A 23,321-nucleotide genomic window follows, 5' to 3' on the forward strand; every position below is an offset into this window, starting at 1 on the left:
GAATCCGGGCATGACATCGAGCTCGCCGGCGCGCCCGAAGAGCCGGACCGCGGTTGCCCGCGAGGTGATCCGGCGGCGCATCCTGCGCCTGGAGATGCCGCCCGGAACGGTCTTCAGCGAGGGCGACCTGGCCGCCGCCCTGGACCTGGGCAAGACGCCGGTGCGCGAGGCGCTGAACCTGCTCACCCACGAGAGCCTGGTGGCGGTCGCGCCGCACTCGGGCTATCTGGTCATGCCGGTCACCCTGCGCGACGTCCGGGAACTGCTCGAACTGCGGGTGACGGTCGAGACGTTGCCGGCGCGCCTGGCGGCCGCGCGGGGCGAGGGCACGGCCGGCCTGGACGCGGCGGCGCTCGCGTGGTGGCAGGCGGCCAGCGGGGAGCGGACCGACGCGGTGCCGAGGCCGGTCCAGGGCCTGGCCTACGGCGCCGCGCTGGCCGAACGGGCCGGCAACGCGCGGGCGGCCGAGGTCGAGGGGTATGTACTGCGCCACCAGCTGCGGCACCTGTACCTGGCCACCGCGCTCGGCGACCCGCACTGGCCCACGCCCGACCGCTCCGCGCTGTCGGCCGCGCTGGCCGCGGGCGACCCGGACGGCGCGGCGGCCGTGGTCGAGGACGGGATCCGGTCCCTGGGCGCGGCGCTGTTCGCGGCGCTGGTGCCGGTGGTGGCCGCGTACCTGAACCGGCCCGCGGACGGCGGGCCCGGGGGCCTGCCGCCCGACGCGGTGCTCGATCTGGACCTGGGCACGCTGCTCCGCGACGGCGACGGCGACGGCGCCGATGCCGTCGTCGTGCGGCCGGGCCGGGTGATCACCGCCCAGGCGACGGCCCGGTGATGTTCACGTCGAGCAGCGCGTCGTTGGCCAGCAGCGTGTCGAGCACCCGCTCCCGACAGCCGGTCAGCCGGGTGTGCGCGGCCCGCCCGGCCGCGTCCGCATCGCCGTCCGCCAGCGCGTCGAGGAGCGGACCGTCGTCCCCCGCGATCACCCGCAGGTGCGGCCCGTCGGCGGTGACGCACAACCGCAGCAGCCGGTGGTGGGCGTACAGCGTGCCGGCCAGCGCGCGCCGCAGATGCCGGTTGCCCGCCAGATCGGCGATCACCAGATGCAGCCGGGTGTACCGCTCCAGCCAGGCGTCCGGCCCGGCCACCGGGGTCGGCGTACGCACCCACGCGCCCTCGCGCGCCGGCGCCGAGCCGACCTCCGCCGCGCGCCGGGCCACCGCCGCCGAGGCGTCCCGGGCGAGCACCCGATGCAGGTCGAACAACTCGCGCGCGGAGCGCAGCGTGACCCGGGTGACCCGATAGCCGCTGCGCGGGATCACGTCGACGAACCCGTCCTCGGCCAGCAGCGCCAGCGCCTCGTGTACGGGTGTCTTGCTCATGCCCAGCTCCTCGGCCACCGCCTTCTCGGTGAACCGCGAGCCCGGGGCCAGCTCCAGGTACAACACCCGGCGTCGGATCTCCCGATACGCCGATCCCGTCAGCGACCCCGGTCGCCCCTCGCCACCGGTGCGGTACCCGGGCGGACTCGCCTGCGCCATGACACTCCTCGGGACTCGGTACGACTCGATACGACTCGGTCGGGTGCGATGTGGTGCGAGGTGGTGCGGTGGGACCGGGTGCGGTGGGACGTGCGATGGTGCGATTCGGTGCCGTGCGGGCTCGGTGCGCAGTGCTCAGGGCGCAGTGCTCAGTAGAAGTGCCGCAGGTCCGGCCAGATGCGGGACCAGGGCTGCGTGGTGCCGGCGCACAGTTCGACCACCGCGTGCTGCTCCTCGTTGTCGACCCCCTTGCCGTTGTCCACCCGGGTGACCAGCCGGCAGTCGACGAAGTCGCGGTATCGCGCGGTGACTTCCCCCTCGCGGACGACCACGACGGGCCCGTCGGCGCGATCCGGCGGCGGGCCCCAGTCGGCGAAGGACATATGGCCCGAGTACGGCTTCGGCAACCCCCGGGCCGGGCCGTATCGGTCCAGCGCGCCGGCCTCGCCGTAGTTGCCCGCGAACAGCACCGCCCGGCCGCGCTGGTCCGGCGGGATCCGCCCCCAGGCCACCGCCGCCGCGTCGGCCAGTTCCGGCCAGCCGATCTGCTCGCCCTGCTCGGGGTTGATCCCGATCACCGCGTTCACCCGACCGGCCGGCAACAGCGGCAGCGAGATGACCGCACTGGTGACCGTGGCGACCAGGAGCATCGAACCCACCGGCACCCGCCGCCCGGGCCGGCTCGCGGCCCACTGCACGGTCGGCTCGCACCCTGCCGCGACCAGCACCAGGAGCAGCGGCAGCGCGTAGTACGACTTGCCGCCGGAGGCGATCACCAGCACGCACAGGACCGCGTAGCCCGGCACTATCGAGCGCGCCCAGTCGATCTGCGGCGCCCGCAGCAGCCGGCGCGCGCCGGCCACCCAGATCGGCACGAACAGTGGTGACAGATAAGCGATTTGCAGCGGGACGAACATGATCCGGTTCTTGATGCCGTCGTCCGTGCTGATCCCGCCGGCCACGGTGAACTGCGGCCAGTCGTGGGTGGCCTGCCACCACAGACCCGGCGCGCTCAGCCCGATCGCGATCGCCGCGCCGCCGACCAGCCACCGGCTGCGCAACACCTCGCGGGGGCCGACCGCGAACAGGCCCACGAGCAGGGCCACTACGAGATAGCCGACCAGGTACTTGTTCAGCATCGCGAAGCCGACGGCGGTACCCACCGCGAGCCACCAGCGCCCGTCGCCGGTGCGCAGCAGCCGCAGGACGAACCACGCGATCAGCAGCCACGCGACGATGTCCAGGGTCGCGGTGGACCACAGGTGACCGATGCCGAGCACGATCCCGGAGGTGGCCGCGCAGGCCGCCGCGAGCAGCTGGCCGGCCCGTCCGCTGCCGAACTCCCGGGCGATCAGGGCGACCAGGAGCACCGTCCCGGCGCACGCGAGGGCGGCGAATATCCGCAGGTCCTGCGGGTCGTCCCCGAACAGTTCGCCGGACGCCCGGGCGAGCAGCGGGGTCAGTGGAGGCTGGTCCACGTAGCCCCAGGCGAGATGTCGACCGGCCACGACGAAGTACAGCTCGTCGCGGTGGAATCCGTAGCGCGCGGACACCGCCGCCTGCAGTGCGAATACCGCGACCATGATCAGCACGATCGGTCGCTTGGCGAGCGGAGGCAGGGTGGGCGGGGCCGGGGCAGGCAGCAACGGTTCGGTCGACGTGCCTTTCTCCACACGGCTCATTAGGTCATGGTGCCGGATCGACGAGCGCTACGGCAGAGACTCGCGCGCAGGTCCGGACAACAAGTCGGGTCGGTCGAACAGACGGCCCAACGTCGCCGGGACGGACGACCCGACGTCGTCGGGGCGGAATCGGGGATGACCGTTTTCCGACGCGATGACCGGATCCCGGCGCACACTGTCCTTCGGGGGTGGCCTGCCATGGACATGCGGGGTTCGGGGCGCTCGGTCGCGGGCCGGTATCGGCTGCGCGAGCGGTTGGGTGCCGGGGGTATGGGCGTGGTCTGGCGCGCCGACGACGAGCTGCTGCACGTCGAGGTCGCGCTCAAACAGGTGACCATCGGCGACTGGCTGCCGGACGCGGAACGCGAGCAGCGGGTGGCCCGGGCCATGCGCGAGGCGCGCAACGCCGCGCGGCTGCGCGAGCATCCGCACATCGTCAGCGTGCACGACGTGGTGGTCGAGGACGGCGTGCCGTGGCATTGCCGGTTGATCGGGTGGCTTCGGGCGATGTCGCGCACCCGGGCGATGCGGTGCCCCGACGTCGTCGGCGGCGCCGGGTCGGGGCCGTGCTCGGGGCGCTCGGCGGGATTCTCGTGGTGATCGTGGTGGTGAGCCTGCTTCCGAACGGTCGCGGTGATGGGGGCGGCGGCGGCAGTGACGAGAGTACGAGCGGTCCGGCGGCGGTCGAGTCCGAATCGGCCTCCCCGGACCCGACGGACACCTCCTCCCAGGGCGATGCGGTGTCTCCGTCCTCGGACGGGGGTGCGGCCGAGCCCGCGCCCGCGTCGGCGGGGGTCACCGCGACCGACTACACGCTGCCGGGGTTGGGGCCGGTCGTACCCGCCGTGGTGGTCGTATCGCTCGCCTCCTGACGGCCGGCGGCAGGCCCGTCGTGGCGGGGTAACTCCCGTGCAGCAAGCGGCAGATCAGGGTTGCGCTCGGCGCGGCGGCTGCTACGGTGGCTCCCGACCGTCCGGACGGTCCGGAGAGTTCGAGTGGGTTTTCACACGGGGACGGGGGCGTGCCGATGCGTGATCGGCTGTTGGACGCGGTGGAACGGGTATTGGTTCGGGACGGCGTGGAGTCGGTGCGGCTGGACGCGGTGGCCCGGGAGGCGGGGGTCAGCAAGGGCGGGTTGCTGCACCACTTCCCGAGCAAGCAGGACCTGGTGCGCGGGGTGGTCGAGCGGCTGGCCGACCGGTTCGAGGCCGCGCTGCCCGAACCCGGCGCGCCACCCGGGGCGTTCACGCTGGCCTGGTTGCGGGCGAGCATCCCGGCCGAGTCGCCGACCGGCGATCGCAGCGGCGCCGACCAGGTCCCGCTCGCGCTGCTCGCCGCGGCGGGCGGACCGGACGTCCTGGCCGCGCTGCGCGCCCGCTACGCCCACTGGCAACTCCGGCTCGCCGACGACGGTCTGGAGCCGGCCGTGGCCGATCTGGTTCGGATGGCCGTGGACGGCTGGTGGGCCGCGCGGCTGTTGGATCTGGGCGTGCCGCACGACGACGCGCACACCCGACTGCGGGCGCTGCTGGTCGAGTTGATCCGTACCCGAGGCGGCGCCGAGTGAGCGCGGGGCTGGGCGCGTGTGTGCGCGAACTGCTCCCGGGCGGCGCGGGCCGTGTCGTGTCCCGGGTGCGGACGGTCGACGTGATGTGCTTCACCCGGGTCTCGATGGCCGTCGCCGACGTGGGCTTCCTGCTCTACTGGACGGTCACCCTCCTCGCGCTGCTCCCGGCCGAGTACGCGTACAAGGACTACGCCGATCCGGTGATGAGCGACTGGAACTACTCGTTCGTGCCGCTCGACGTCGCCGCCGCGGTGACCGGGCTCGCCGCGCTGCGCGTGGGGCGGCGGATCGCACCGGACCGGGTGCACGCGCTGCTGCCGATCTCGCTGGTGCTGACCGCCGTCGCCGGCCTCCAGGCGGTGGCGTTCTGGACCCTGCGCGGCGACTTCGCGATCGAGTGGTGGTTGCCCAACCTGTTCCTGCTGCTGTTCCCGCTGCCCGCGCTCGCCCGGCTCGTGCGGCGTACGACGATCGCCCGGCCCTGACCGGGGCGGGTAACGTCACCACCCGGAACGCTTCGCGTTCCGCGCCCGAGGGCGGCTTTCCGGCCCGGACGTCCGACCCCTGCGAGGAAGCCCCCCACGTGTCCAAGACCCCCGACATCGGCGCCCCGGCACCGGACTTCACCCTCGACGCGGTACGCCTGACCGAGGGCGAGGCGATCCGCGAACCGCTCACCCTGTCGGCGCAGCGCGGCCGTCCGGTGGTGCTCGCCTTCTACCCCGGCGACGACACCGCGGTGTGTACGAAGCAACTGTGCTCGTACTCCTCGGGTTTCCAACAGTTCACCGATCTCGACGCGGTGGTCTGGGGGATCAGCCCGCAGGGACTCGACAGCCACGAGCGTTTCGCCCGCAAACACGGTCTGCGGATGCCGCTGCTCGCCGACACCGAACATCGGGCCGTCGAGTCCTACGGCATCGGCATGGGCGGCAAGGCGCTGCGCCGGGCGGTGTTCATCGTGGACGCCCAGGGTGTGCTGCGCTGGAAGCACGTGGCGCTGGTCGGACTCACCTACCGGGGAGTCGACACGCTGACGGCCCAACTGAGGCTGCTCGACGCCTGAGTCGGGCCGTGGCGCTCGGTTTCAGAAGTTCAGCGGTTGTACGAAGGTCGGCGCCCCCTCGGTCGGCCCGCCGCTGATCAGGGCCACCCCCGTGGAGCCGGTGTGGACCGGGCCGCCGGAGTCGCCGGCGGCACCGGACTGGGTGCTGCGGGCCAGGCCGGTGACCGGGCCCTCGGGATAGTTGACGGTGACGTCGAGGGCGTCGATGGTGCCGCAACGGGTGCCGCTGGACGCGCCGGTGCCGCAGACCCGGTCGTCGAGGCGGGGGCGGCCGAAGGCGGTGATCGGGGTGGTGGCGTCGCCGTCGAGGATGTCGGGGGTCAGGGTGACACCGTCCGCGCCGGGGACGACCGCCCAGTCGGCGCCGGGGAAGCGGGAGTCGCCGACTGTGCCGATGAGGGTGCCGGTGCCGTCGTACCAGGTGGACGCGTCGTGGGCGCAATGGCCCGCCGTCGTGGTGATGTTCGGGCGGTAGCCGTTGAAGCCCGCGGTGCAGATGTAGACCGTGCCGGTGAGGCCGCTGTACAGGGTGCTGCCGCCGTGGAAGCCGGCCGCCGGCCGCGGTGTCGCCCCGCCCGCCGGCGCCCGGGCCACGCGCGGACGCATCGGGGCGTCCACCTCGGTGATCTCGACCAGTGCGGGGACCAGGCGGGCGGCGGTCGTGAAGGCGGCGGTGAGCGGGTCGGCGGCGCCGCGCAGGATGGCCAGGGTCAGCGTGCAGCGGCGCTGGTCGACGTACCAGTACTGGCCGGCGCCGGCCCGGCCGTCGAGCGCGAGTGCGTCGAGGCGGCCGTGCAGCGCGCGCAGTCGGTCGAGCCGGTCGGTCAGGCAACCGGAGCCGGCCGGGTCGGCGCCGGCCGGGGTGGTGAGCGAGGTGAGCACGAGGACGACCGCCGCGGCCATCGCCCCCGTCGACCGCGTCACCGTGCTCCGCGTGGTCCGCGTGGTCCGCTTCATGCGGAAGACCGTACGGATCACGCCCGGTTCGGGCCGGCGAAACCGCGCCGAGGTCACCCGATCGGGCGCCCCATGCCCGCATGGGAGCGTGGGCATGGGGCGATTCCGCATTCCGGTGGCGCGTCGATCCGCGCGGGCGGATGTGTTCGCCGGCCCGGACCACCTTGCGCCACATGCGGAAGGTAAGGCTAACCTAAGTGACGTCCTGGGGGTGCTGCCGTGTTCGCCCCCGTCCTTTCTCGCGCCCGGAGCCCCACATGACCCCTTCTCTTCGCCCGCTCGCGACCGCCCGGCGGCGCGCGGTTCGGTTGCTCGCCGTGGCGGGGGCGGCCGGTCTGCTGCTCACCGGATGCGGATCCGACTCCGGCTCCGAGTCCGATGCGAAGTCCGACTCGAAGTCCGCCGCGAGCCAGGGCGGCAGCGGCGGCGGCGACGCGGCCGGCGGCACCCGGACGGTCAAGGACGCCACCGGTACCACCGTGCAGGTGCCGGCCAACCCCAAGCGCGTCGTGGTGCTCACCCAGGAGGACCTGGACGCGGTGCTCGCGCTCGGCGTCAAGCCGGTCGGCATCACCAACGGCCAGGGCCTGGACAAGCCGCCCGCCTACCTGGCCGACAAGGTCAAGGGCATAGAGGTGGTCGGCAACCTGCTCCAACCGGTGATGGACAAGGTGATCGCGGCCAGGCCCGACCTGATCCTGGCCGGCGACATGCAGGACACGCAGATGCTCGGCCAGTTGCGCAAGATCACCCCGGCGACGCTGGTGACCATGGCGCCCACCGACGATTGGAAGTTGTCCTTCCGCGGCGTCGGCAACGCGGTCAACAAGCTGGAGCAGGCGAACAAGGTGATCACCGACTACGAGGCCAAGGCCAGGAAGACCGGCGAGGACCTGACCGCGAACAAGGGCGCCGCGGTGAGCATCGTGCGCTGGAACCCGAACGGCCCGAGCTGGATGGAGAAGCGCCAGTTCGCCAGTGGGGTGGCGCTGGACATGGGCCTGACCCGGCCGAAGGCGCAGGACAAGGACGGCAACGCGCACACGCCCGCGCTGAGCCTGGAGAAGATCTCCGAGATCGACGGCGACTGGCTCTTCCTCGGCACGCTCACGGCGGACGGCGCGAGTGCGCTCAAGGAGGTACAGAGCAAGCCGGCGTACAAGGAGTTGAACGTTGTGCAGAAGAACCACGTGGTCACGGTGGACGGTTCGGTGTGGTCCACGCGCGGCGGGCCGCTGGCGGCCGACGTGGTGCTCGGCGACATCGCGAAGGCGCTGTCGGCGACTTCCTGAGCACGGGTCGGGTGAGCCGGGCTCGGTGATTCCGGGCCCCAGGCCCCGGGCTCGAGGAGCCCGGCCCGACCGGCTCGGGGCCGGCTGCTTGTGTTTCGACTGTTCTCGACCCGCGGAAGGCGACCGGCACCATGGACACTCCGATCCTGCACGCGCTGAGCCGGGCGGTCGACGCCGGACGCGCCGACGCCTGCGCCGAGTTCTGGGCCCGGGTCGAGGCGGTCGGCGCCCCGCTGGTCGAGCCGGATCCGGACGATCCCGGACAGCGGTTGGTCACGTTCGTGTGGCGCGACGACCCGGCCGGGCCCACCGGCGACGTGCTGGCGCTGCTGCACACCTTCACGGATCGGGACCGGCACGCGGGTGATCTGACGCCGCATCTGCTGCGTCGGGTGCCGGGGACGGACGTACGGGCGATCACGCACCGGCTGCCGGCCGGGTTGCGCGCGTCGTACCAGTTCTTCGTCGGCACCGGCTCGCGGGCCGAGACGCTGCGTACGGATCGGGCGGCCTGGCTGGAAGTGTTGGACGCCGCGGTGCCCGATCCGTACAACCACGCACCCACCCTGGCCGCCCGGGACGGCCGCAACCCGTCCTCGGTCCTGGCGCTGCCGGACGCCCCCGCGCAGCCGTGGGCGCGGCGTCGGCCGGGGATCCCGCGCGGCCCGCGCGAGGACACCACGGTCGACGGCCGGCGGGTGAGTGTGCTGCTGCCGCCCGCCATGGGACAACAACCCTGCCGGGTGGTGGTGTTGCTGGACGGGGAGGTGTGGGGATCGGTGCTCGCGATCGGCGACACCCTCGACAATCTGCACGCCGACGGCCGCATCCCGCCGACGGTTGCGCTGCTCGTGGATACGATGGGGCGGGAGCGGCGGATGGTCGATCTCACCTGTAGCGAACCGTTCGTGGACTGGCTCGCCGACGTGTTGTTGCCGTGGGCGCGCGAACGGTACGGCGTGAGCGCGGATCCGGCGCACACCGTACTGGCCGGGCAGAGCGCGGGCGGGCTGACCGCCGCGTTCGGGGCGTTCCATCGGCCGGACCGCTTCGGCAACGCGCTGTCCCAGTCCGGGTCGTTCTGGTGGCCCGATCCGGACGAGAGCAACGACGGGCCGGAGTGGTTGACCCGGCGGTTCGCGGCGACCGAGCGGCTGCCGATCCGGTTCCACGTCGAGGTGGGCCTGCTCGAATGGATGCTCGTGGCCGAGAACCGGCGGCTGCGTGACGTGCTGCGCGAGCGCGGATACCCGCTCACCTACGTCGAGTTCGACGGCGGCCACGACTACGCCTGCTGGCGCGGCGGGCTCGCCGTCGGACTCGTCGGACTGCTGTCAGCCGGCGGCTGACGCGCCGGTGGGCGCGGCCGGCTCGCCCTGGGCCGCAGCCGGTTCCGCGTCGTCCGGCTCGTCGTCGAACGGCGGCGGTTCCGGCGCCTCGCGCGGCAGCCGCAGGGCGAACAGCGCGCCGAGGGCCACCAGTGCGGCCGTGACCCAGATCGCGGCCCGATACGGCCCCGGCGCGCTCGCGTCGTGTCCGTTCGCGCCGCCGGCCTCGATCACCGCCGCGCCGGCCGCGATGCCCAGCGAGCCGCCGAGCGTGCGCACAATCGTGAACAGGGCCATGGCATGGCCCATGTCCGGTGGTTCGATCCCGCCGAACCCGGCGATCTGTACGGTCAGCACCGCCGTGCCCAGGACCAGTCCGACGCAGAACATCAACACCCGCACCGCCCAGACGTGATCGGCCACCCCCGGCAGCGCGAGCGCGCCGAATACCAGGGCGGCCAGGACCAGCGCGGGAGTGGTCAGCCGGCGCGGGCCCAGTCGGGGCAGCAGGCGGTCCACCACCTGCGAGGCGAACATCAGCCCGACCGCCTCCGGGAACACCCCGAGCCCGGCGTCCAACGCCGAGGCGCCCAGCGCCGCCTGATACAGCAGCGGGAAGACGAACAACACGCCCATCAGCCCCGCCGAGGTGACCAGCGCGAGTGCGGTGGCCGCGCCGAACGCCCGGTCGGACATCAGGCGAAGCCGCAACAGCGGTTCGGCGCCGCGCAGTTGATGGGCGATCGCGACCGCGAGCAGGATCAGGCCGAGCAGGCCGGAGACGGCGATGGCGGGCGTGGTCCACCCCTGCGACGGGCCGAACCCGAGCGCGTAGGTGAGCAGTCCGAGGGTGGGCGTGGTGAGCCAGAACCCGGTGCGGTCGAACGGGCCGACCGCACCCGCCCGATGCTCGCTCAGCCCGTACAGGCCGAGCAACACCGCGGCCGTGCCGATCGGCACATTGACCAGGAACAGCCAGTGCCAGGAGAGGTGTTCGGTGAGGAACCCGCCCAGCGGCGGGCCGAGTGCCGGCATCAGCGCGGTCGGCACGATCAGCCACTTGGCCAGCCGCATGCGCTCGTGCGGCGCGAACGCCGTGAACAGGATGGTCATCCCGACCGGCGTGAGCAGCCCGCCCGCCAGGCCCTGGACCACCCGGGCCAGGACCAGCGAGACCAGGTTCTGCGAAAGCCCGCACGCGGCCGAGGCGGCGGTGAACACCGTGAGCGAGCCGAGAAAGACCCGTTTGGTGCCGTGGCGGTCGCTCAGCCGCCCGGCCACCGGCAACGCGGCCACCAACGCGACCAGGAAGGCGATCTCGACCGTATTGGCCGCCACCGCCGGGCGATCGAAGTCCTCCGCGATGGTGAGCAGCGCCGGGTTGACGATGGTCGAGTCCAGGCCGTTCATGCACATCGCGGCTGTGTAGACGAGCACCACGATCCAGGCGGAGCCCTGCGAGGTGGCGGTCCGGGTCGCGCCCTGTTCGGTGTGTTCCGGGTTCACCGCGCGACCGGGCCGAGGTCGGTCCAGTGCGCGGTGATCCAGTCCAGCGCGGCCGGGCGCGAGCACGGCCCGTGTGCGATGGCCCAACCGTCCGGCACGGCGGCGAAGTCCGGCCACAGGGAGTGCTGACCGACGTCGTTCACCAGCACCAGGAACTCGCCGTCCTCGTCGTCGAACGGGTTTGTCGGGGTCTCGCGATCACGGCTGCTCATCGGTCTTGCTCTCCAATGCGGTCAGGCGGTCGGCGACCACGCGGGCGATGTACGCGATCGGGCCGGGCAGGGTCATGTCCTTGTGCGAGCAGGCCACGTCGGTGTTGACGATCCGACCGCTCACGTACGGGGTCCAGGTGTCGGGGGTCAGCGTGTCGTCGATGGTGTCGACGGTGGCCCGGAAGAAGAGCACGTCGCCCCAAAAGACCCGGTGGTCGTAGGCGCGGACGAGGTGATTGGTGTTCAGGTAGATGTCGCCCAGCGCCTCGATCGTGGCCGGTTCCAGACCGGCCAGCGGGCTGCCCTCGCGGCGCAACACCTCGATCACCGGGCCGAGTTCGAGCGGTGCACCGGCCAGGCTCTCCGGTCCGTAGCCGCCCATCGTGAGCAGCGCCTCCAGTGCCTCCGCCCGGTCGGGGACGGGCAGTTCGCGAAAACCCTCGGCCGGATAGGCGTCCAGGATCGCGAGCAGTTCGACCGGCAGGCCCAGGTCCTGGAGCCGGGTGGCCATCGCGTGCGCGATGATCCCGCCGGTGGACCAGCCGAGAAGTCGGTACGGCCCGCTCGGGTCCACCTCGCGCAGGCGGTCCACGTAGTGCGCGGCCAACTCCTCCAGCGTGGCGGGCAGCGGCTTGTCGGCGGTCGCCGCACCGACCCCCTGCGCCTGGAGGCCGTGGATCGGCACGTCGGCCGGCAGATGGCGGATCAGCCCCGCGTAGCACCACGACAGTCCGCCCGCCGGATGTACGCAGAACAGCGGCGTACGATCGCCGGGAGCGGCCGGGCGCAGCGGCAGCAGTACGTCCAGCGCGTCGGTGCGGTCGGTGGCCTCCAGGGCGGCGTCCAGGCCCGCGGCGGTGGGTGCTTGGAAGACGGTGCCGATGCCGATGTCGACGCCGAGCGCGGCCTTGATCCGACCGGCCAGGCGCACAGCGAGCAGCGAATGGCCGCCCAGGTCGAAGAAGTTGTCGTCGACGCCGACGCGGGGCACGCCCAGGACCTCGGCGAGCAGCGCGCAGAGCAACTCCTCGCGTGGCCCGCGCGGCGCCCGCCCGGTGGTGGTGGTCGGGGTGTACTCCGGGCGGGGCAGCGCCTTGCGGTCGAGTTTGCCGTTCGCGGTCAGCGGCAGGCGGTCGAGCACGACCACGGCCGACGGGACCATGTGCACGGGCAGCGTCGCGGCGGCGTGTTCGCGCAGCGCGGGTCCGTCGGGGGCCGGCTTCGCGGGTGGTTCGGCGCCGGGTTCGAGTGCCGGTTCGGGGGTGGGTTCGGCGACCACGTAGCCGACCAGGCGTTTGTCCCCCGGGGTGTCCTCGCGCAGGATCACCGCCGCGTCGGCGACCGTCGGGTGCGCGGCCAACACCGCCTCGATCTCCCCGAGTTCGACCCGAAAGCCGCGAATCTTCACCTGCTGGTCGGCGCGCCCGAGGTAGTCGAGCGTGCCGTCCGCGCGGCGCCGGGCCAGGTCGCCGGAGCGGTACATCCGAGTGCCGCGCTCGCCGAACCGGGCCGCGTGCGGGTCGGCGACGAAGCGCTCGGCGGTGAGCGCGTGCCGACCCAGGTAGCCCCGGGCCAGGCCCTCGCCCGCGACGTACATCTCGCCGGTCACCCCGGGCGGCACGGGCTGGAGGTACCGGTCCAGGACGTAGACGCGCAGGTCGGGGATGTTCACCCCGATCGTGCTCGCCGTGCCGGCGGCGGCCGAGGCGCGATCCAGCGGATGGTAGGACACATGCACGGTGGTCTCGGTGATCCCGTACATGTTCACCAGGCGCGGGGCGTCGTCGGCGTGCCGTTCGTACCAGTCGGCAAGCCGGGCCGGCTCCAGCGCCTCGCCGCCGAACACGACGTACCGCAGCGCCAGTTCGCGGCCGGGGCGCTCCCGGTCGGCGGCCACCGCCTGATGGAAGGCGGACGGCGTCTGGTTGAGCACGGTGACCTTTTCGCGGGCGAGCAGATCCAGGAAGGCCGCCGGGTCCCGGCTGATCGTGTGCGGCACCACCACCAATCGGCCGCCGAACAGCAGAGCGCCCCACAACTCCCAGACGGAGAAGTCGAACGCGTAGGAGTGGAACAGGGTCCACACGTCGTCCGGGCCGAAGCCGAACCAGTGGTCGGTCGCGGTGAACAGGCGGGCCACGTTGTGGTGGGTGACCGGCACACCCTTGGGCCGGCCGGTGGATCCGGAGGTGTAGATGACGTAGGCCGGGTCCGACGGGCGCAGCGGGCGCTTGCGCTGGGCCTGGGCCAGGTCGAAGCCCGGGTGGGCGTCGGCATCGTGGCCGTCCACGTGGATTCGGGGCAACTCGTGGGCGGGCAGGCGGGGTGCGGTCGCGGTGTCGGTGAGCAGCGCGGCGGGGCGGGCGTCGTCGAGCATGTAGGCCAGCCGGTCGGCCGGGTAGTCGGGGTCCAGCGGCAGGTAGGCGGCGCCCGCCTTGGCCACCGCGAGCAGCGCGACGACCAGGTCGAGCGAGCGCGGTAGGGCGAGCGCGACGATGTCGCCGGGGCCGATGTCGCGCGCCACCAGGAGCCGGGCCAGGCGGTTGGCCCGGGAGGAGAGTTCGGCGTAACTCAGCGACAGACCCTCGCAGACGACCGCGGTCCGCGCGAAGTGCTCCGCCGCGACGCGTTCGTAGCGGGCGACCAGGGTGGTCGAGGAGGTGGCGGTCGCGGTGGGGCCGACGTTCCACTCGACCAGTGCGCGGTGCCGTTCGGCGTCGTCGAGCAGCGGCAGTCGGTCGATCGGGGTGTCGGGTGCGGCGACGGCGGCGCTCAGCAGCGCGGCGAGCCGGCGGGACAGGCCCAGCGCTGTGGTCCGGTCGAACAGATCGGTGCGGAACTCCAGGAAACCGCCCAGGCCCAGGCCGGGTTGCTCGCCCACGTTCAGGGTTAGATCGAACTTCGCGGTGCCGGTGGGCGTGGCCACCATGCGCGCGCGCAGCGGGCCGAGCGCGAACTCGGCGTCGGGGCGGGACTGCCACGCGATCATCACCTGGAACAGCGGGTGCCGGGCCAACGATCGGGCCGGATTGAGTTCGTCGACGACCCGGTCGAAGGGCAGGTCGGCATGGTCGTATGCGGCCAGCGTCGTGGTGCGGACCCGGTCGAGCAGGGTGCGGAAGTCGGGGGAGCCGGAGGTGTCGGTGCGCAGGACCAGGGTGTTGACGAAGAACCCGACCAGGTCGGCGGTGGCGTCGTCGTCGCGGCCCGCCACCGGGGTACCGAGCGGGATGTCGGTACCGCAGCCGTGCCGGGTGAGCAGTGCGGCGAACGCGGCCTGGACGGCCATGAACACACTCGTCCCGCTTGCCCTGGCCAACTCGACCAGGCCGGTGTGCGTGGTGGCGTCGAGCCGGAACGGCACGGTGTCGCCCGCCGTCGAGGCGATCCGGGGCCGGGGTCGGTCGGTGGGCAGCGCCAGTTCGTCGGGCAGCCCGGTCAACGTCCGGCGCCAGAAGTCGAGTTGTCGCCGGGCGAGGGGGGTCGGATCGTCGGGGTCGCCGAGCAGCCGGGCCTGCCACGCGACATGGTCCGAGAAGCACACCGGCAGCGGCGCGAGATCGGGCGTGCGACCGGCCACGCGCGCGGTGTACGCGGCGGCCAGGTCGCGGGCGAGCGGGGTGGTGGAGGCGCCGTCGCCGGCTATGTGGTGCAGCAGCAGAACCAGGGTGTGGGTGGCGCGGTCGGCGGTGAACAGCGTGGCGCGCAGCGGTGTTTCGACGGCGAGGTCGAAGGGGTGGCGCACGGCGGCGGCGAGTTCGGCGGCGGAGCCCGCGATGTGCAGGGTGGGGCGGGCCTGATCGGGACTCAGGATGTGCTGGTACGGCGTGTCCTCGACGGCCGCGTGCACGGTGCGCAGCGTCTCGTGCCGCTCGACCAGGTCGGCCAGCGCGAGGTCGAGCGCGGCGCGGTCCAGCGGTCCGGTCAGGGTCAGCACCAGCGGGATGTTGTAGGTGGGGCTGGGCCCTTCGAGCCGGTACATGAACCACAAGCGCCGCTGCGCCGGGGACAGCGGCAGCCGGTCGGTGTCGCGCGGGATGGGGGCGAGCGCGGGACGCGGCTCGGGACGGGCGCCGGCGCGGGCCAGTTCGGCCAGGCCCGCCGGGGTCGGCCGACGGAAGACGTCGGCGAGGCCGATCGGGGACCGGAAGCTCTCCCGGGCTCGGGCGGCCAACCGCGCGGCGAGCAGGGAGTGGCCGCCCAGTTCGAAGAAGTCCGCGTTGCGGTCGGGTTGTTCGGGTAGTGCCAGGACGGCCGCGAACAGATCGCACAGGATCTCTTCGTGCAGTCCGCGCGGGCCCTCGCGCAGCCCCGGCGCGGTCGGTGCGGGCTCCGGCAGTGCACGCTGGTCGATCTTGTCGTTGGCGGTGCGCGGCAGCGCGGGCAGCACCTGGATCGCCGCCGGCACCATGTGCTCGGGCAGGATGTCGGCCAGGTGCGCGCGCAGCGTCTCGGGCGCGGGGGAGCGGCCGGCGACGGGCACCGCGTAGCCGAGCAGACGTTTGCCGTGCGCGCTCTCGCGGGCGATCACCACGGCCTGGGCGACATCGGGGTGGGCGGCCAACACCGCCTGGATTTCGCCCGGTTCGATCCGGAAGCCGCGGATCTTGACCTGCTCGTCGGCGCGCCCGAGCAGTTCGAGGGTGCCGTCAACGCGGCGGCGGGCGAGGTCGCCGGTGCGGTACATCCGGGCGCCGGGGTCGCCGTGCGCGGCCCCGAACGGGTCGGCGACGAAGCGCTCCGCGGTCAGGTCGGGCCGGCCCAGGTAGCCGCGGGCCAGGCAGGCGCCCGCGATGTGCAGTTCGCCGGTGACGCCGACCGGTGTCGGCCGGAGCGCGCCGTCCAGGACGTAGGCGCGCGAGCCGCGCACCGGCCGGCCGACGCCGTCCGCGCCCCAGAAGTAGGCGTCGACGGTGGTCTCGGTCGGCCCGTACAGGTTCAGCGGCCGGCTGCCGGGGGTGGCCGCCAGGCGGCGCCACAGCGGCTCGGGCACACTCTCGCCGCCCACCACCAGGATCGCCGGGTGGTGCCGGTCGGGATCCAACATGCCGTCGGCGAGCAGGACTTCGGCGTAGGTGGGGGTGACGTCCAGGTAGTCGAGGCGGTGTTCGCTCACGTAGGCGATCAGCGCGCCGGGGTCGCGGTAGGTCGCGTCGTCGAGCAGGTGCAGTTCGTGGCCGTGCACCATCCACAGGACCGGGTCCCACGACGCGTCGAACGCGAACGACGCGCTGTGGCCGATCCGCAGCCGCTCCCGGCCGGTGCGCTCGACGGCGGGCGCGATGTGGTCGGTGCCGTGCCCGGCGTACAGGTTGGCGAGCGAGGCGTGGGTGATCGCGACGCCCTTGGGCCGGCCGGTCGAGCCGGAGGTGTGGATCACGTACGCGGTCTGCTCGGGGCGCGGCGGTCGCGGGGCCCGGTCCGGGTGCGCGGCGAGCCGGGCGCGGGTGTCGGGGTGGTCCAGGAGCAGGACGCGGATGTCGTGCGCGGGCAGGGCCGCGAGGGTCTGGGCGGTGCCGATCAGGCATGCGGGACGGGTGTCGGCCAGTACGTCGGTGATACGCCGGGTGGGGTGGCCCAGGTCGAGGAACTGGCAGACGCCGCCCGCCTTGAGCACCGCGAGCAGCGCGACGGCGGTGTCGGCGCCGCGGTGCAGGGCGACCGCGACCGGGACCTCGGCGGTGACACCGGCCGCGATCAACTCGTGCGCGAGCCGGTTGGCGGCCGATTCGAGCTCGGCGAACGTACGCGCGTCGGCACCGGCGCGGACCGCGATCGTGTCGGGTGTGCGGGCGGCCCGGCGGGAGTACAACTCGGGGAGTGTGGCGTCGACCGGCGGTTCGGCGCGACCCTCGGTCGCCGCGTGCACCTCGGCGGGGGTGAGCAGGTCGATCCGGCCGATCGGCAGCGCCGGTGCCTCGTGGAGCAGCGTGACCAGGCCGTCGAGGTAGCGCAGCAGTCCGCGTTCGTGCTCGGCCAGGGAGGTCGGGTCGTAGTGGTCGCGGTGCGCGTCCAGGTCGATGCGCAGGCCGCCGGCCGGGGTCGGCACCACGCCCAGGGCCAGGTCGTCGATGGGTCCGGCAGCGAGGTTGTGCACCCGGCCGACCGCGTCGCCGAAGGCCAGGTCGCCTTCGAAGGTCTTGATGTTGACCATCGGTCCGTAGAGCGACTGTTCGCGACCGGCGGCGCCCAACTCGCGCAGCAGGTCTTCCTGGCGGAAGCGCTGGTGGCGGCGTACCGCGCGCAGTTCGAGCACGACCCGGCGCAGCAACTCGGGCGCGGTGTCGCGGGGTTGGACGAAGATGCGCATCGGCAGGATGTTGACCGTCATCGCGGGCGTGCGCAGGGCGGTGACGCTGCGCCGGTTGAGCAGGGGCAGTCCGAGGGTGATTTCCCGCGCCCCGGTGACGCGGTGCAGGTATCCGGCGGTGGCGGCAAGCAGGAGTTCGGCCCAGGTGGCGCGAACGGTGGTCGCGGCCTCGGTGAGGCGGGTGGTGCGGTCGGCGTCGAGTTCGAGGGTGCGGTGCAGGATCGGCGAGGCGGGGGAGGGGGGTTGCGGCTGCGCAGGCTCCGGGTGCTCCGGTTTCGCCCGTTGCGGTTCCGCTTGCTCCGGTTCCGCCTGCTCCGGTTCCGCCTGCGACGGCGAAACCGGCGGCGTGGGTCGGGATTCGGCCAAGGTCACGGATCGGGGTCGGTCCGCGAGATGTTCCAGCCAGAATGCGCGATCGGTGTCGTACGCTTCGCTCGCTCGGTAGTCGGCCTCCTCCGCGACCAGTTCGCGCAGGGTGCCGAAGGGGTTGGGGGTGGTCGGGGCATGGGTGGCGAATCCGGTGTACAGCTCGGCCACGCGCCGGCCGATCAGGGTGAGTGCGTACGCGTCCACGGCGATGTGGTGGACGCGCCGGTACCACCAGTGTCGGTCGTCGGCGAGCCGGAACAGGGCGTGGGTGACCAACGGACCGGTGGTCGGGTCGATCGGCCGGGCCAGGTCGGCGCGCAGCCACTCCTCGGCCGCCGCCTCCGGGTCGGCGGCGGCGCGCACGTCGATGCGGTGCAGGGGATCCTCGCGGCCGTCGGCGGTGGATCGTACGCCCTGGACCGGGGTTCCGTCCGCGCCGATCGACACCAGCAGGTTCAGCGTCTCGGCCTCGGCACCCACTTGGCGCAGGGCCCGCGCGAACAGGTCGGCGTCCAGCGGGCCGCGGATCTCGATCCGGTCGGCGGTGTTGTACTCGGGGTCGTCCGGGGCCAGGGCCTGCGCGTAGTGGATGCCGGCCTGGGCGGCGAGGAGGGGCAGCCGTACGGATTCGGGGACTTCGGGGCCGTCCTGACTCGGGTCGGCGTCCGTGACCGTGGGCTGGGCCGGGTAGTGACGCATGGTGTGGGGACTCCCGGAATGCGACGAGGGCAGGCGGAGCGTACCGATCCCCGGCACGCCAAGTTAGGTAAGCCTAAGCTATCTTTCGAATGCTCGACGGGGTGCCCCCGGGAGCGGCGGAACTCGATCAGGCGGAGCTCTCGATCAGGCGGAGCTCCCGAAGGGACGGAGCTCTCGGTGACGTGCGCTACGCGGCTCGCGAAGGAGCTGTCGATGCGGCCCGCGATGGGGCTCTCGGTGCGGTTCCGGACGCTGCTCTCGAAGCGGCTCTCGATGCAGCTCTCGCTGAAGAACATGAACTGGAGCGGAACATGAGCGTGGCCGACGTGGCGAACCTACCGGCCTCGGACGCCGACCGGGCCGCGATTCGCGATCGAGTCCTGACGAACCGCGACGAGTTGCTCGCGCTGAGTCGACGCATCCATGCCTACCCGGAGCCGGCGTTCGCCGAACACCGGGCCTCCGCCTGGTGCGTGGAACTGCTGCGGGCGCACGGCTACACCGTCACCGCGCCCGCGCACGGCCTGGAGACCGCCTTCGTCGCGACCGTCGGCACGGGGCCGGTGACGGTGGCCATCGCGTGCGAATACGACGCCCTGCCGGGTCTGGGCCACGCGTGCGGACACAACCTGATCGCGGCGGCGGGGGTCGGCGCGGCCCTGGCGCTCGCCCCGGTCGCCGGCCAACTGGGCCTGACCGTACGGGTGATCGGCACGCCGGCCGAGGAACGCGGCGCGGGCAAGGCGCTGTTGCTGGAGGCGGGCGCGTTCGACGGGGTGGACGCGGCGATGATGGTGCACCCGTGTCCGTTCGAGGTGGCCGAATTCCGCTCCTTCGCGCTCGGCACGCTGTCCGTGGAGTTCCTGGGCACCGCGGCGCACCCGAGCCTGAATCCGCACGAGGGCCGCAGCGCCGCCGACGCGCTGACGGTGGCTCAGGTCGCCCTCGGGCTGCTGGGGCGGCAATTGCCCGCCGACTGGAGGGTGCACGGGATCACCACGGCGGCGGGCACCGCGCCCAACGTGGTCCCGGAGCGCGCCACGGCGGAGTACGAACTGCGCACCACCGACGCCGCCGACCTGGCCGAACTGCGCACCCGGGTCGAGGCATGCTTCCGCGCCGGCGCACTGGCCATCGGCTGCGAGGTCCGGCTGACCCGCCCCGAGCCCGACTACCTCGACTTCCGCACCGACCCGACCCTGATCGCCCTGTGGCGCGCCAACGCCCGGGAGCTGGGCCGCCCGGAACCCACCACGCGCCCACCCTTCGCCTGCACCGACATGGGCAACGTCTCCCACGTCATCCCCACGATCCACCCGGTCCTCGACATCACGGGCGGCACGAGCGCTCCCCACGAACCCGCCTTCGCCGAAGCCGCCATCTCCCCACAGGCCGACCAGGCCCTACTCGACGCCGCAATCGCCATGGCCTGGACCGCCGCCGACTACGCAACCCTCCGCCACAACACCCCCCACTGACCCCACCCCGCGCCCTCCCGAACCCGCGTTCCCATCCGCTTTCGGGGTGGTTGGTCAGTCGGTTTCGGGTGGGGTGGGGAGGAGTTTTCGGGTGATTGTGGTGAGGAAGGGGTCTCGGAGGCTTGGGAAGGGTTGGTCGTCCACCATGTAGGTCCAGGTGGTGCTGGGGCGGGTGAGGTCGGAGGCTTCGCTGTCGAGGCCGGACTTGGTGATTGTGGCGGTGTCGAGGGATTCGGCGGCGGTGCGTTGGGCGCGTTGGATCAGGGGGGCGAAGGCTCGTTGGGTTTCGGCGTGGAAGGCGTCTATGGGGTTTTGGCGGGCCAGGGCGCGTAGGTGGATGCCCTCGCGGAGGTCGGCGGTGCGGGCCAGGTGGTCGGTCCAGGCGCGGTCGAGGGCGTGGAGGAGGAGTTGGCGGGCGGCTTCGGCCAGGACGCAATCGCCCACCTCTTCGTGGAGTTCGGCCCAGCGGTCCGGGTTGAGGTCGGCCAGGATGGCGGACGCCGCGTCATCGTGCAGGACGTCGTGGCGCAGGGCCAAGACCTCCTGGCGTTGCAGGTGGAGTTGTTGGTTGTACATCCATGTGGTGCGGTGGGTGTCGAACAGGGCGCCTTCGGCGACTCGTTGGGCCTGTTCGACGTAGCGGCGCACGGCCGCGTCGAGGATGCGGCCGTCGGACTCGACCCGGGCCGCGCGGGGCGGGGGCTCGGTGGTGTGCCGGGTGATGGACTCGTCGTCGAGGCTGGTCAGGAAGACCGAGGTGCCCGGGTCGCCCTGACGGCCGGCTCGGCCGCGCAACTGGTCGTCCAGCCGTCGGGTGTGGTGTCGGCCGACCCCGACCACGAGCAACCCGCCCAGTTCGACGACCCGTTCGTGGTCGGCCTCGTCCGCGCCGCCGAGGCGGATGTCCGTACCGCGCCCCGCCATCTGGGTGGACACGGTGATCGCGCCGATCGCCCCGGCCTCCGCGATGATCGCCGCCTCGCGGCTGTCGTCCCGGGCGTTGAGCACCGCGCACGGCAGGCCCGCCTCGCGCAGCGCGGCGCCGATCCGCTCCGACGCGGCGACGTCGCGCGTGCCGATCAGGATCGGCCGGCCCGTGGCGTGGGTGCGCTCGACCAACGCGATCAGCGCCGCGTCCCGGGACTCCTCGTCGTCGTAGAGCCGATCCGGCTCGTCCACCCGCACGCAGGGCACGTTCGGTGGCAGGTCTCCCGTCTCCAACCGGTAGAACTCGCGCAGTTGCTCGGCGACGATCACCGCCGTGCCGGTCATCCCGGCCACCGTCGGATAACTCCCGATCAGGTCCTGCACGATCAGCTGGTCCAGGACCTCCCCGCGCGGCCCGGCGGTCAGCCCCTCCTTGGCCTCCACCGCCGCGTGCAACCCGTCGGGCCAGCGCTGCCGTTGGGCGACCCGGCCCCGGTTGGCGTCCACGAGTTTGATGCCGCCCTCGCGCACGAGGTAGTCCACGTCCCGGCGCAGCAGAGCCCGCGCGTACAGGGCGACGTTGACCTGGGACAGGCGCGCGTCCATACCCCGCGCGTACAGGTTGTCCACGCCCAACGCCCGCTCCACCTCGGTCACGCCCGTGTCGGTGAGCTGTACGGTCATCGCGTCCGACGCGGCCTCGTAGTGCCGGCCCTCGACCAGGTCCGCCACCACCCGGGCCGCCTCCGCCTCGTCGGACCCCGCGGCCAGCCCGCCGGCCAGGACGAGCGGGATCCGGGCCTCGTCGATCAGCACCGCGTCGGCCTCGTCGACGATCGCCACATCCGGTGCGGGCAACACCAGTTCGGCGACATCCGTACGCAACCGGTCGCGCAGCGTGTCGAAGCCGACCTCGGTCACCGGCACGTGCACCACGTCGCGGCCGTAGGCGGCCCGCCGCTGCGCCGGGGTGGATTCCTGGGTCACGTGCGCCACGCGCACGCCGAGCAGGTCGTAGACGGGCCCCATCCACTCGGCGTCGCGGCGGGCCAGGTAGTCGTTGACCGACAACACGTGCACCCGGCGGCCCTGGAGCGCGAACCCGGCGGCGGCCAGCGCGCCGACCAGGGTCTTGCCCTCGCCGGTGGCCATCTCCACCACGGTGCCGCGCAACAGGCTCAGTACGCCCAGGAGTTGCACGTCGTAGGCCCGCTCGCCCAGGGCCCGGCGGCCGGCCTCGCGCCCCAGCGCGCACAACTCGACCATGGCGTCGTCGTCCCAGGGTGTGCCCAAAATCCCGGACGCCCGGCCGGCCCGACCGAACCGGCCGCCGGAACGCGCGGCGACCTCCGGTTCGGGCTCCGCGCCGCCGACCCGTACCCGTAGCGTGTGCGCCGCCGCGCGCAGTTCGGCGTCGGACAGATCGCGCAGCGCCGCCTCGCGTTCGGCGGCGCGCCGGACCAGGGGGCGCAGGCCGGTCGGGGTCACGGTTCCGGGCTTGCCCAGGAAACGACGAACGGACCGGGTCAGAGCGCCGGACGAACCCACTGGGCCTCCACTTCCGCGGGGCGGGTGGCGCCCCTGTCGTCGGCAGCCGAGGCGACGGCGACGTCGGTCGGATGCCGTGCGACGCGCGGTGTACCCACCCGCGCCCGCCCGTTCCGTACCGTGCCCCCGCAGCCCGACACACACATCACAACCTCGGCCCCACGTCGCCGAGGATCCGGTCGGTGCGGCCGTTCGGACAACGAAGCGAGGTCCACGGCTGTTCCCTGTTCGTGATCCGGATTCCCTGTCCGTGATCGCATACCCCGCAATCCGTGACCCCGATCGGCGGCATCCGGCCGGAGACCGGTGCGACGACCCGGATTCCTTGTGATTCAGTCGTCGCACAGATAATCTCTGCGGAGGTTAAATGCTGCCGAGCGAGCGGGGCGGGCACATCATGTGGATTCACGAGCACACGGTCGAGACCGAGGTCGGCGCCGAGGCGATCTGGAAGGTGCTTCGGGACGTAAACAACTGGGCGTGCTGGGACACCTCGATGGAGGCGGTCGTGCTGGAGGGACCGTTCGAGGTCGGGTCGCACGTCTCGATGACGCCGACCGGGCAGGACCCGATCCGGTCCGTGATCGTCGCCGTCGAGGAGAACGAACTGTACGCGGACGAAACCGAGTTCGGCGGCGTGCGGCTGCGCTTCAGCCACGCCCTGGAGCGGCTCGCGAACGGCGTCGGCACTCGGGTGGTGCACCGCCTGGAGATCACCGGCCCGGACGCCGACCGGGTGGGCCCGGAGCTGGGACCGGCGATCACGGCCGACTTCCCGGAGGCGATGGACGCACTGCTCGGCCGTGCGGCGGCCTGAAACAGTGCCCAGAGTGAAC

General features: G+C 72.8%; 18 protein-coding genes. 11 read left to right on the top strand and 7 right to left on the bottom strand.

Annotation, left to right across the window (positions count from 1 at the left end; genetic code table 11):
* Positions 1-10: 10 nt before the first annotated feature.
* Entirely contained in the window at positions 11-838 is an 828-nt protein-coding gene (locus ACH4XV_RS02650) for a GntR family transcriptional regulator (RefSeq protein ID WP_395786421.1), read from the top strand.
* Here the strand turns inward: ACH4XV_RS02650 and ACH4XV_RS02655 are convergent.
* Both ACH4XV_RS02655 and ACH4XV_RS02660 read right to left on the bottom strand, forming a co-directional pair.
* A complete protein-coding gene (locus tag ACH4XV_RS02655) occupies positions 813-1,544 on the bottom strand; it encodes a GntR family transcriptional regulator (RefSeq protein ID WP_395786423.1) in 732 nt (243 codons plus the stop codon). The genes ACH4XV_RS02650 and ACH4XV_RS02655 overlap by 26 nt on opposite strands.
* Before the next feature lie 149 nt (positions 1,545-1,693).
* The gene (locus tag ACH4XV_RS02660) at positions 1,694-3,226 is read right to left on the bottom strand and encodes an ArnT family glycosyltransferase (protein WP_395786425.1); all 1,533 of its coding nucleotides are present in this window, start codon (positions 3,224-3,226) and stop codon (positions 1,694-1,696) included.
* A gap of 198 nt (positions 3,227-3,424) precedes the next feature.
* Here ACH4XV_RS02660 and ACH4XV_RS02665 point away from each other — a divergent pair, with 198 nt between their 5' ends.
* From ACH4XV_RS02665 to ACH4XV_RS02685, 5 genes are all read left to right on the top strand, one after another.
* Positions 3,425-3,826 (top strand): hypothetical protein, encoded by a 402-nt coding sequence (locus ACH4XV_RS02665; protein WP_395786427.1) that lies wholly within the window; start codon positions 3,425-3,427, stop codon positions 3,824-3,826.
* Positions 3,823-4,098: a hypothetical protein gene (locus ACH4XV_RS02670; protein ID WP_395786429.1), complete on the top strand. Its 276-nt coding sequence runs from the start codon at positions 3,823-3,825 to the stop codon at positions 4,096-4,098. Before ACH4XV_RS02665 ends, ACH4XV_RS02670 begins: the two co-directional genes overlap by 4 nt.
* Before the next feature lie 155 nt (positions 4,099-4,253).
* The gene (locus ACH4XV_RS02675; protein ID WP_395787042.1) at positions 4,254-4,793 is read left to right on the top strand and encodes a TetR/AcrR family transcriptional regulator; all 540 of its coding nucleotides are present in this window, start codon (positions 4,254-4,256) and stop codon (positions 4,791-4,793) included.
* Positions 4,790-5,278: a DUF5360 family protein gene (locus ACH4XV_RS02680; RefSeq protein WP_395786431.1), complete on the top strand. Its 489-nt coding sequence runs from the start codon at positions 4,790-4,792 to the stop codon at positions 5,276-5,278. The genes ACH4XV_RS02675 and ACH4XV_RS02680 overlap by 4 nt, the downstream gene beginning before the upstream one ends.
* Before the next feature lie 98 nt (positions 5,279-5,376).
* The gene (locus tag ACH4XV_RS02685) at positions 5,377-5,859 is read left to right on the top strand and encodes a peroxiredoxin (RefSeq protein ID WP_395786433.1); all 483 of its coding nucleotides are present in this window, start codon (positions 5,377-5,379) and stop codon (positions 5,857-5,859) included.
* A gap of 21 nt (positions 5,860-5,880) precedes the next feature.
* Here the strand turns inward: ACH4XV_RS02685 and ACH4XV_RS02690 are convergent, their stop codons facing one another.
* Positions 5,881-6,816, bottom strand: a complete 936-nt coding sequence (locus tag ACH4XV_RS02690; RefSeq protein ID WP_395786435.1) for a S1 family peptidase — start codon at positions 6,814-6,816, stop codon at positions 5,881-5,883.
* 257 nt (positions 6,817-7,073) lie between these two features.
* On the opposite strand from ACH4XV_RS02690, the gene ACH4XV_RS02695 reads away from it, so the two are divergent.
* A complete protein-coding gene (locus ACH4XV_RS02695) occupies positions 7,074-8,108 on the top strand; it encodes an ABC transporter substrate-binding protein (protein ID WP_395786437.1) in 1,035 nt (344 codons plus the stop codon).
* A gap of 131 nt (positions 8,109-8,239) precedes the next feature.
* Positions 8,240-9,457, top strand: coding sequence for an enterochelin esterase (gene fes / locus ACH4XV_RS02700; protein WP_395786439.1), 1,218 nt, complete (start codon positions 8,240-8,242; stop codon positions 9,455-9,457).
* Here fes and ACH4XV_RS02705 read toward each other — a convergent pair.
* The 3 genes from ACH4XV_RS02705 to ACH4XV_RS02715 all read right to left on the bottom strand — a co-directional run bounded on the left by ACH4XV_RS02705 (position 9,443) and on the right by ACH4XV_RS02715 (position 18,532).
* Entirely contained in the window at positions 9,443-10,876 is a 1,434-nt protein-coding gene (locus ACH4XV_RS02705) for a DHA2 family efflux MFS transporter permease subunit (protein ID WP_395787043.1), read from the bottom strand. The two genes, fes and ACH4XV_RS02705, sit on opposite strands and share 15 nt — an antisense overlap.
* 62 nt (positions 10,877-10,938) lie before the next feature.
* Entirely contained in the window at positions 10,939-11,154 is a 216-nt protein-coding gene (locus tag ACH4XV_RS02710) for an MbtH family protein (protein WP_395786441.1), read from the bottom strand.
* Positions 11,141-18,532, bottom strand: coding sequence for an amino acid adenylation domain-containing protein (locus ACH4XV_RS02715; protein WP_395786443.1), 7,392 nt, complete (start codon positions 18,530-18,532; stop codon positions 11,141-11,143). Before ACH4XV_RS02715 ends, ACH4XV_RS02710 begins: the two co-directional genes overlap by 14 nt.
* A 177-nt stretch (positions 18,533-18,709) precedes the next feature.
* Between ACH4XV_RS02715 and ACH4XV_RS02720 the strand changes: the two genes are divergently transcribed.
* Positions 18,710-18,847 (top strand): hypothetical protein, encoded by a 138-nt coding sequence (locus ACH4XV_RS02720; RefSeq protein WP_395786445.1) that lies wholly within the window; start codon positions 18,710-18,712, stop codon positions 18,845-18,847.
* Positions 18,844-20,010, top strand: a complete 1,167-nt coding sequence (locus tag ACH4XV_RS02725) for a M20 family metallopeptidase (RefSeq protein WP_395786447.1) — start codon at positions 18,844-18,846, stop codon at positions 20,008-20,010. Before ACH4XV_RS02720 ends, ACH4XV_RS02725 begins: the two co-directional genes overlap by 4 nt.
* 54 nt (positions 20,011-20,064) lie before the next feature.
* Here ACH4XV_RS02725 and secA2 read toward each other — a convergent pair whose 3' ends face one another.
* A complete protein-coding gene (secA2, locus tag ACH4XV_RS02730; protein WP_395786449.1) occupies positions 20,065-22,425 on the bottom strand; it encodes an accessory Sec system translocase SecA2 in 2,361 nt (786 codons plus the stop codon).
* 427 nt (positions 22,426-22,852) lie between these two features.
* Here secA2 and ACH4XV_RS02735 point away from each other — a divergent pair, with 427 nt between their 5' ends.
* Positions 22,853-23,302 carry an SRPBCC family protein gene (locus ACH4XV_RS02735; RefSeq protein ID WP_395786451.1) on the top strand — a complete coding sequence of 150 codons (450 nt, stop codon included), beginning with the start codon at positions 22,853-22,855 and terminating at the stop codon, positions 23,300-23,302.
* Positions 23,303-23,321: the final 19 nt, after the last annotated feature.

This window comes from Embleya sp. NPDC020630 (assembly GCF_044334985.1).
Classification (GTDB): domain Bacteria; phylum Actinomycetota; class Actinomycetes; order Streptomycetales; family Streptomycetaceae; genus Embleya.

Coding starts and splice junctions, on each gene's coding strand:
- ACH4XV_RS02695 (WP_395786437.1), top strand. CDS start 7,074: ATGACCCCTTCTCTTCGCCCGCTCGCGACCGCCCGGCGGCGCGCGGTT.
- ACH4XV_RS02655 (WP_395786423.1), bottom strand. CDS start 1,544: ATGGCGCAGGCGAGTCCGCCCGGGTACCGCACCGGTGGCGAGGGGCGA.
- ACH4XV_RS02650 (WP_395786421.1), top strand. CDS start 11: ATGACATCGAGCTCGCCGGCGCGCCCGAAGAGCCGGACCGCGGTTGCC.
- ACH4XV_RS02710 (WP_395786441.1), bottom strand. CDS start 11,154: ATGAGCAGCCGTGATCGCGAGACCCCGACAAACCCGTTCGACGACGAG.
- ACH4XV_RS02725 (WP_395786447.1), top strand. CDS start 18,844: ATGAGCGTGGCCGACGTGGCGAACCTACCGGCCTCGGACGCCGACCGG.
- ACH4XV_RS02715 (WP_395786443.1), bottom strand. CDS start 18,532: ATGCGTCACTACCCGGCCCAGCCCACGGTCACGGACGCCGACCCGAGT.
- ACH4XV_RS02735 (WP_395786451.1), top strand. CDS start 22,853: ATGCTGCCGAGCGAGCGGGGCGGGCACATCATGTGGATTCACGAGCAC.
- ACH4XV_RS02665 (WP_395786427.1), top strand. CDS start 3,425: ATGGACATGCGGGGTTCGGGGCGCTCGGTCGCGGGCCGGTATCGGCTG.
- ACH4XV_RS02675 (WP_395787042.1), top strand. CDS start 4,254: ATGCGTGATCGGCTGTTGGACGCGGTGGAACGGGTATTGGTTCGGGAC.
- fes (WP_395786439.1), top strand. CDS start 8,240: ATGGACACTCCGATCCTGCACGCGCTGAGCCGGGCGGTCGACGCCGGA.
- ACH4XV_RS02660 (WP_395786425.1), bottom strand. CDS start 3,226: ATGAGCCGTGTGGAGAAAGGCACGTCGACCGAACCGTTGCTGCCTGCC.
- ACH4XV_RS02690 (WP_395786435.1), bottom strand. CDS start 6,816: ATGAAGCGGACCACGCGGACCACGCGGAGCACGGTGACGCGGTCGACG.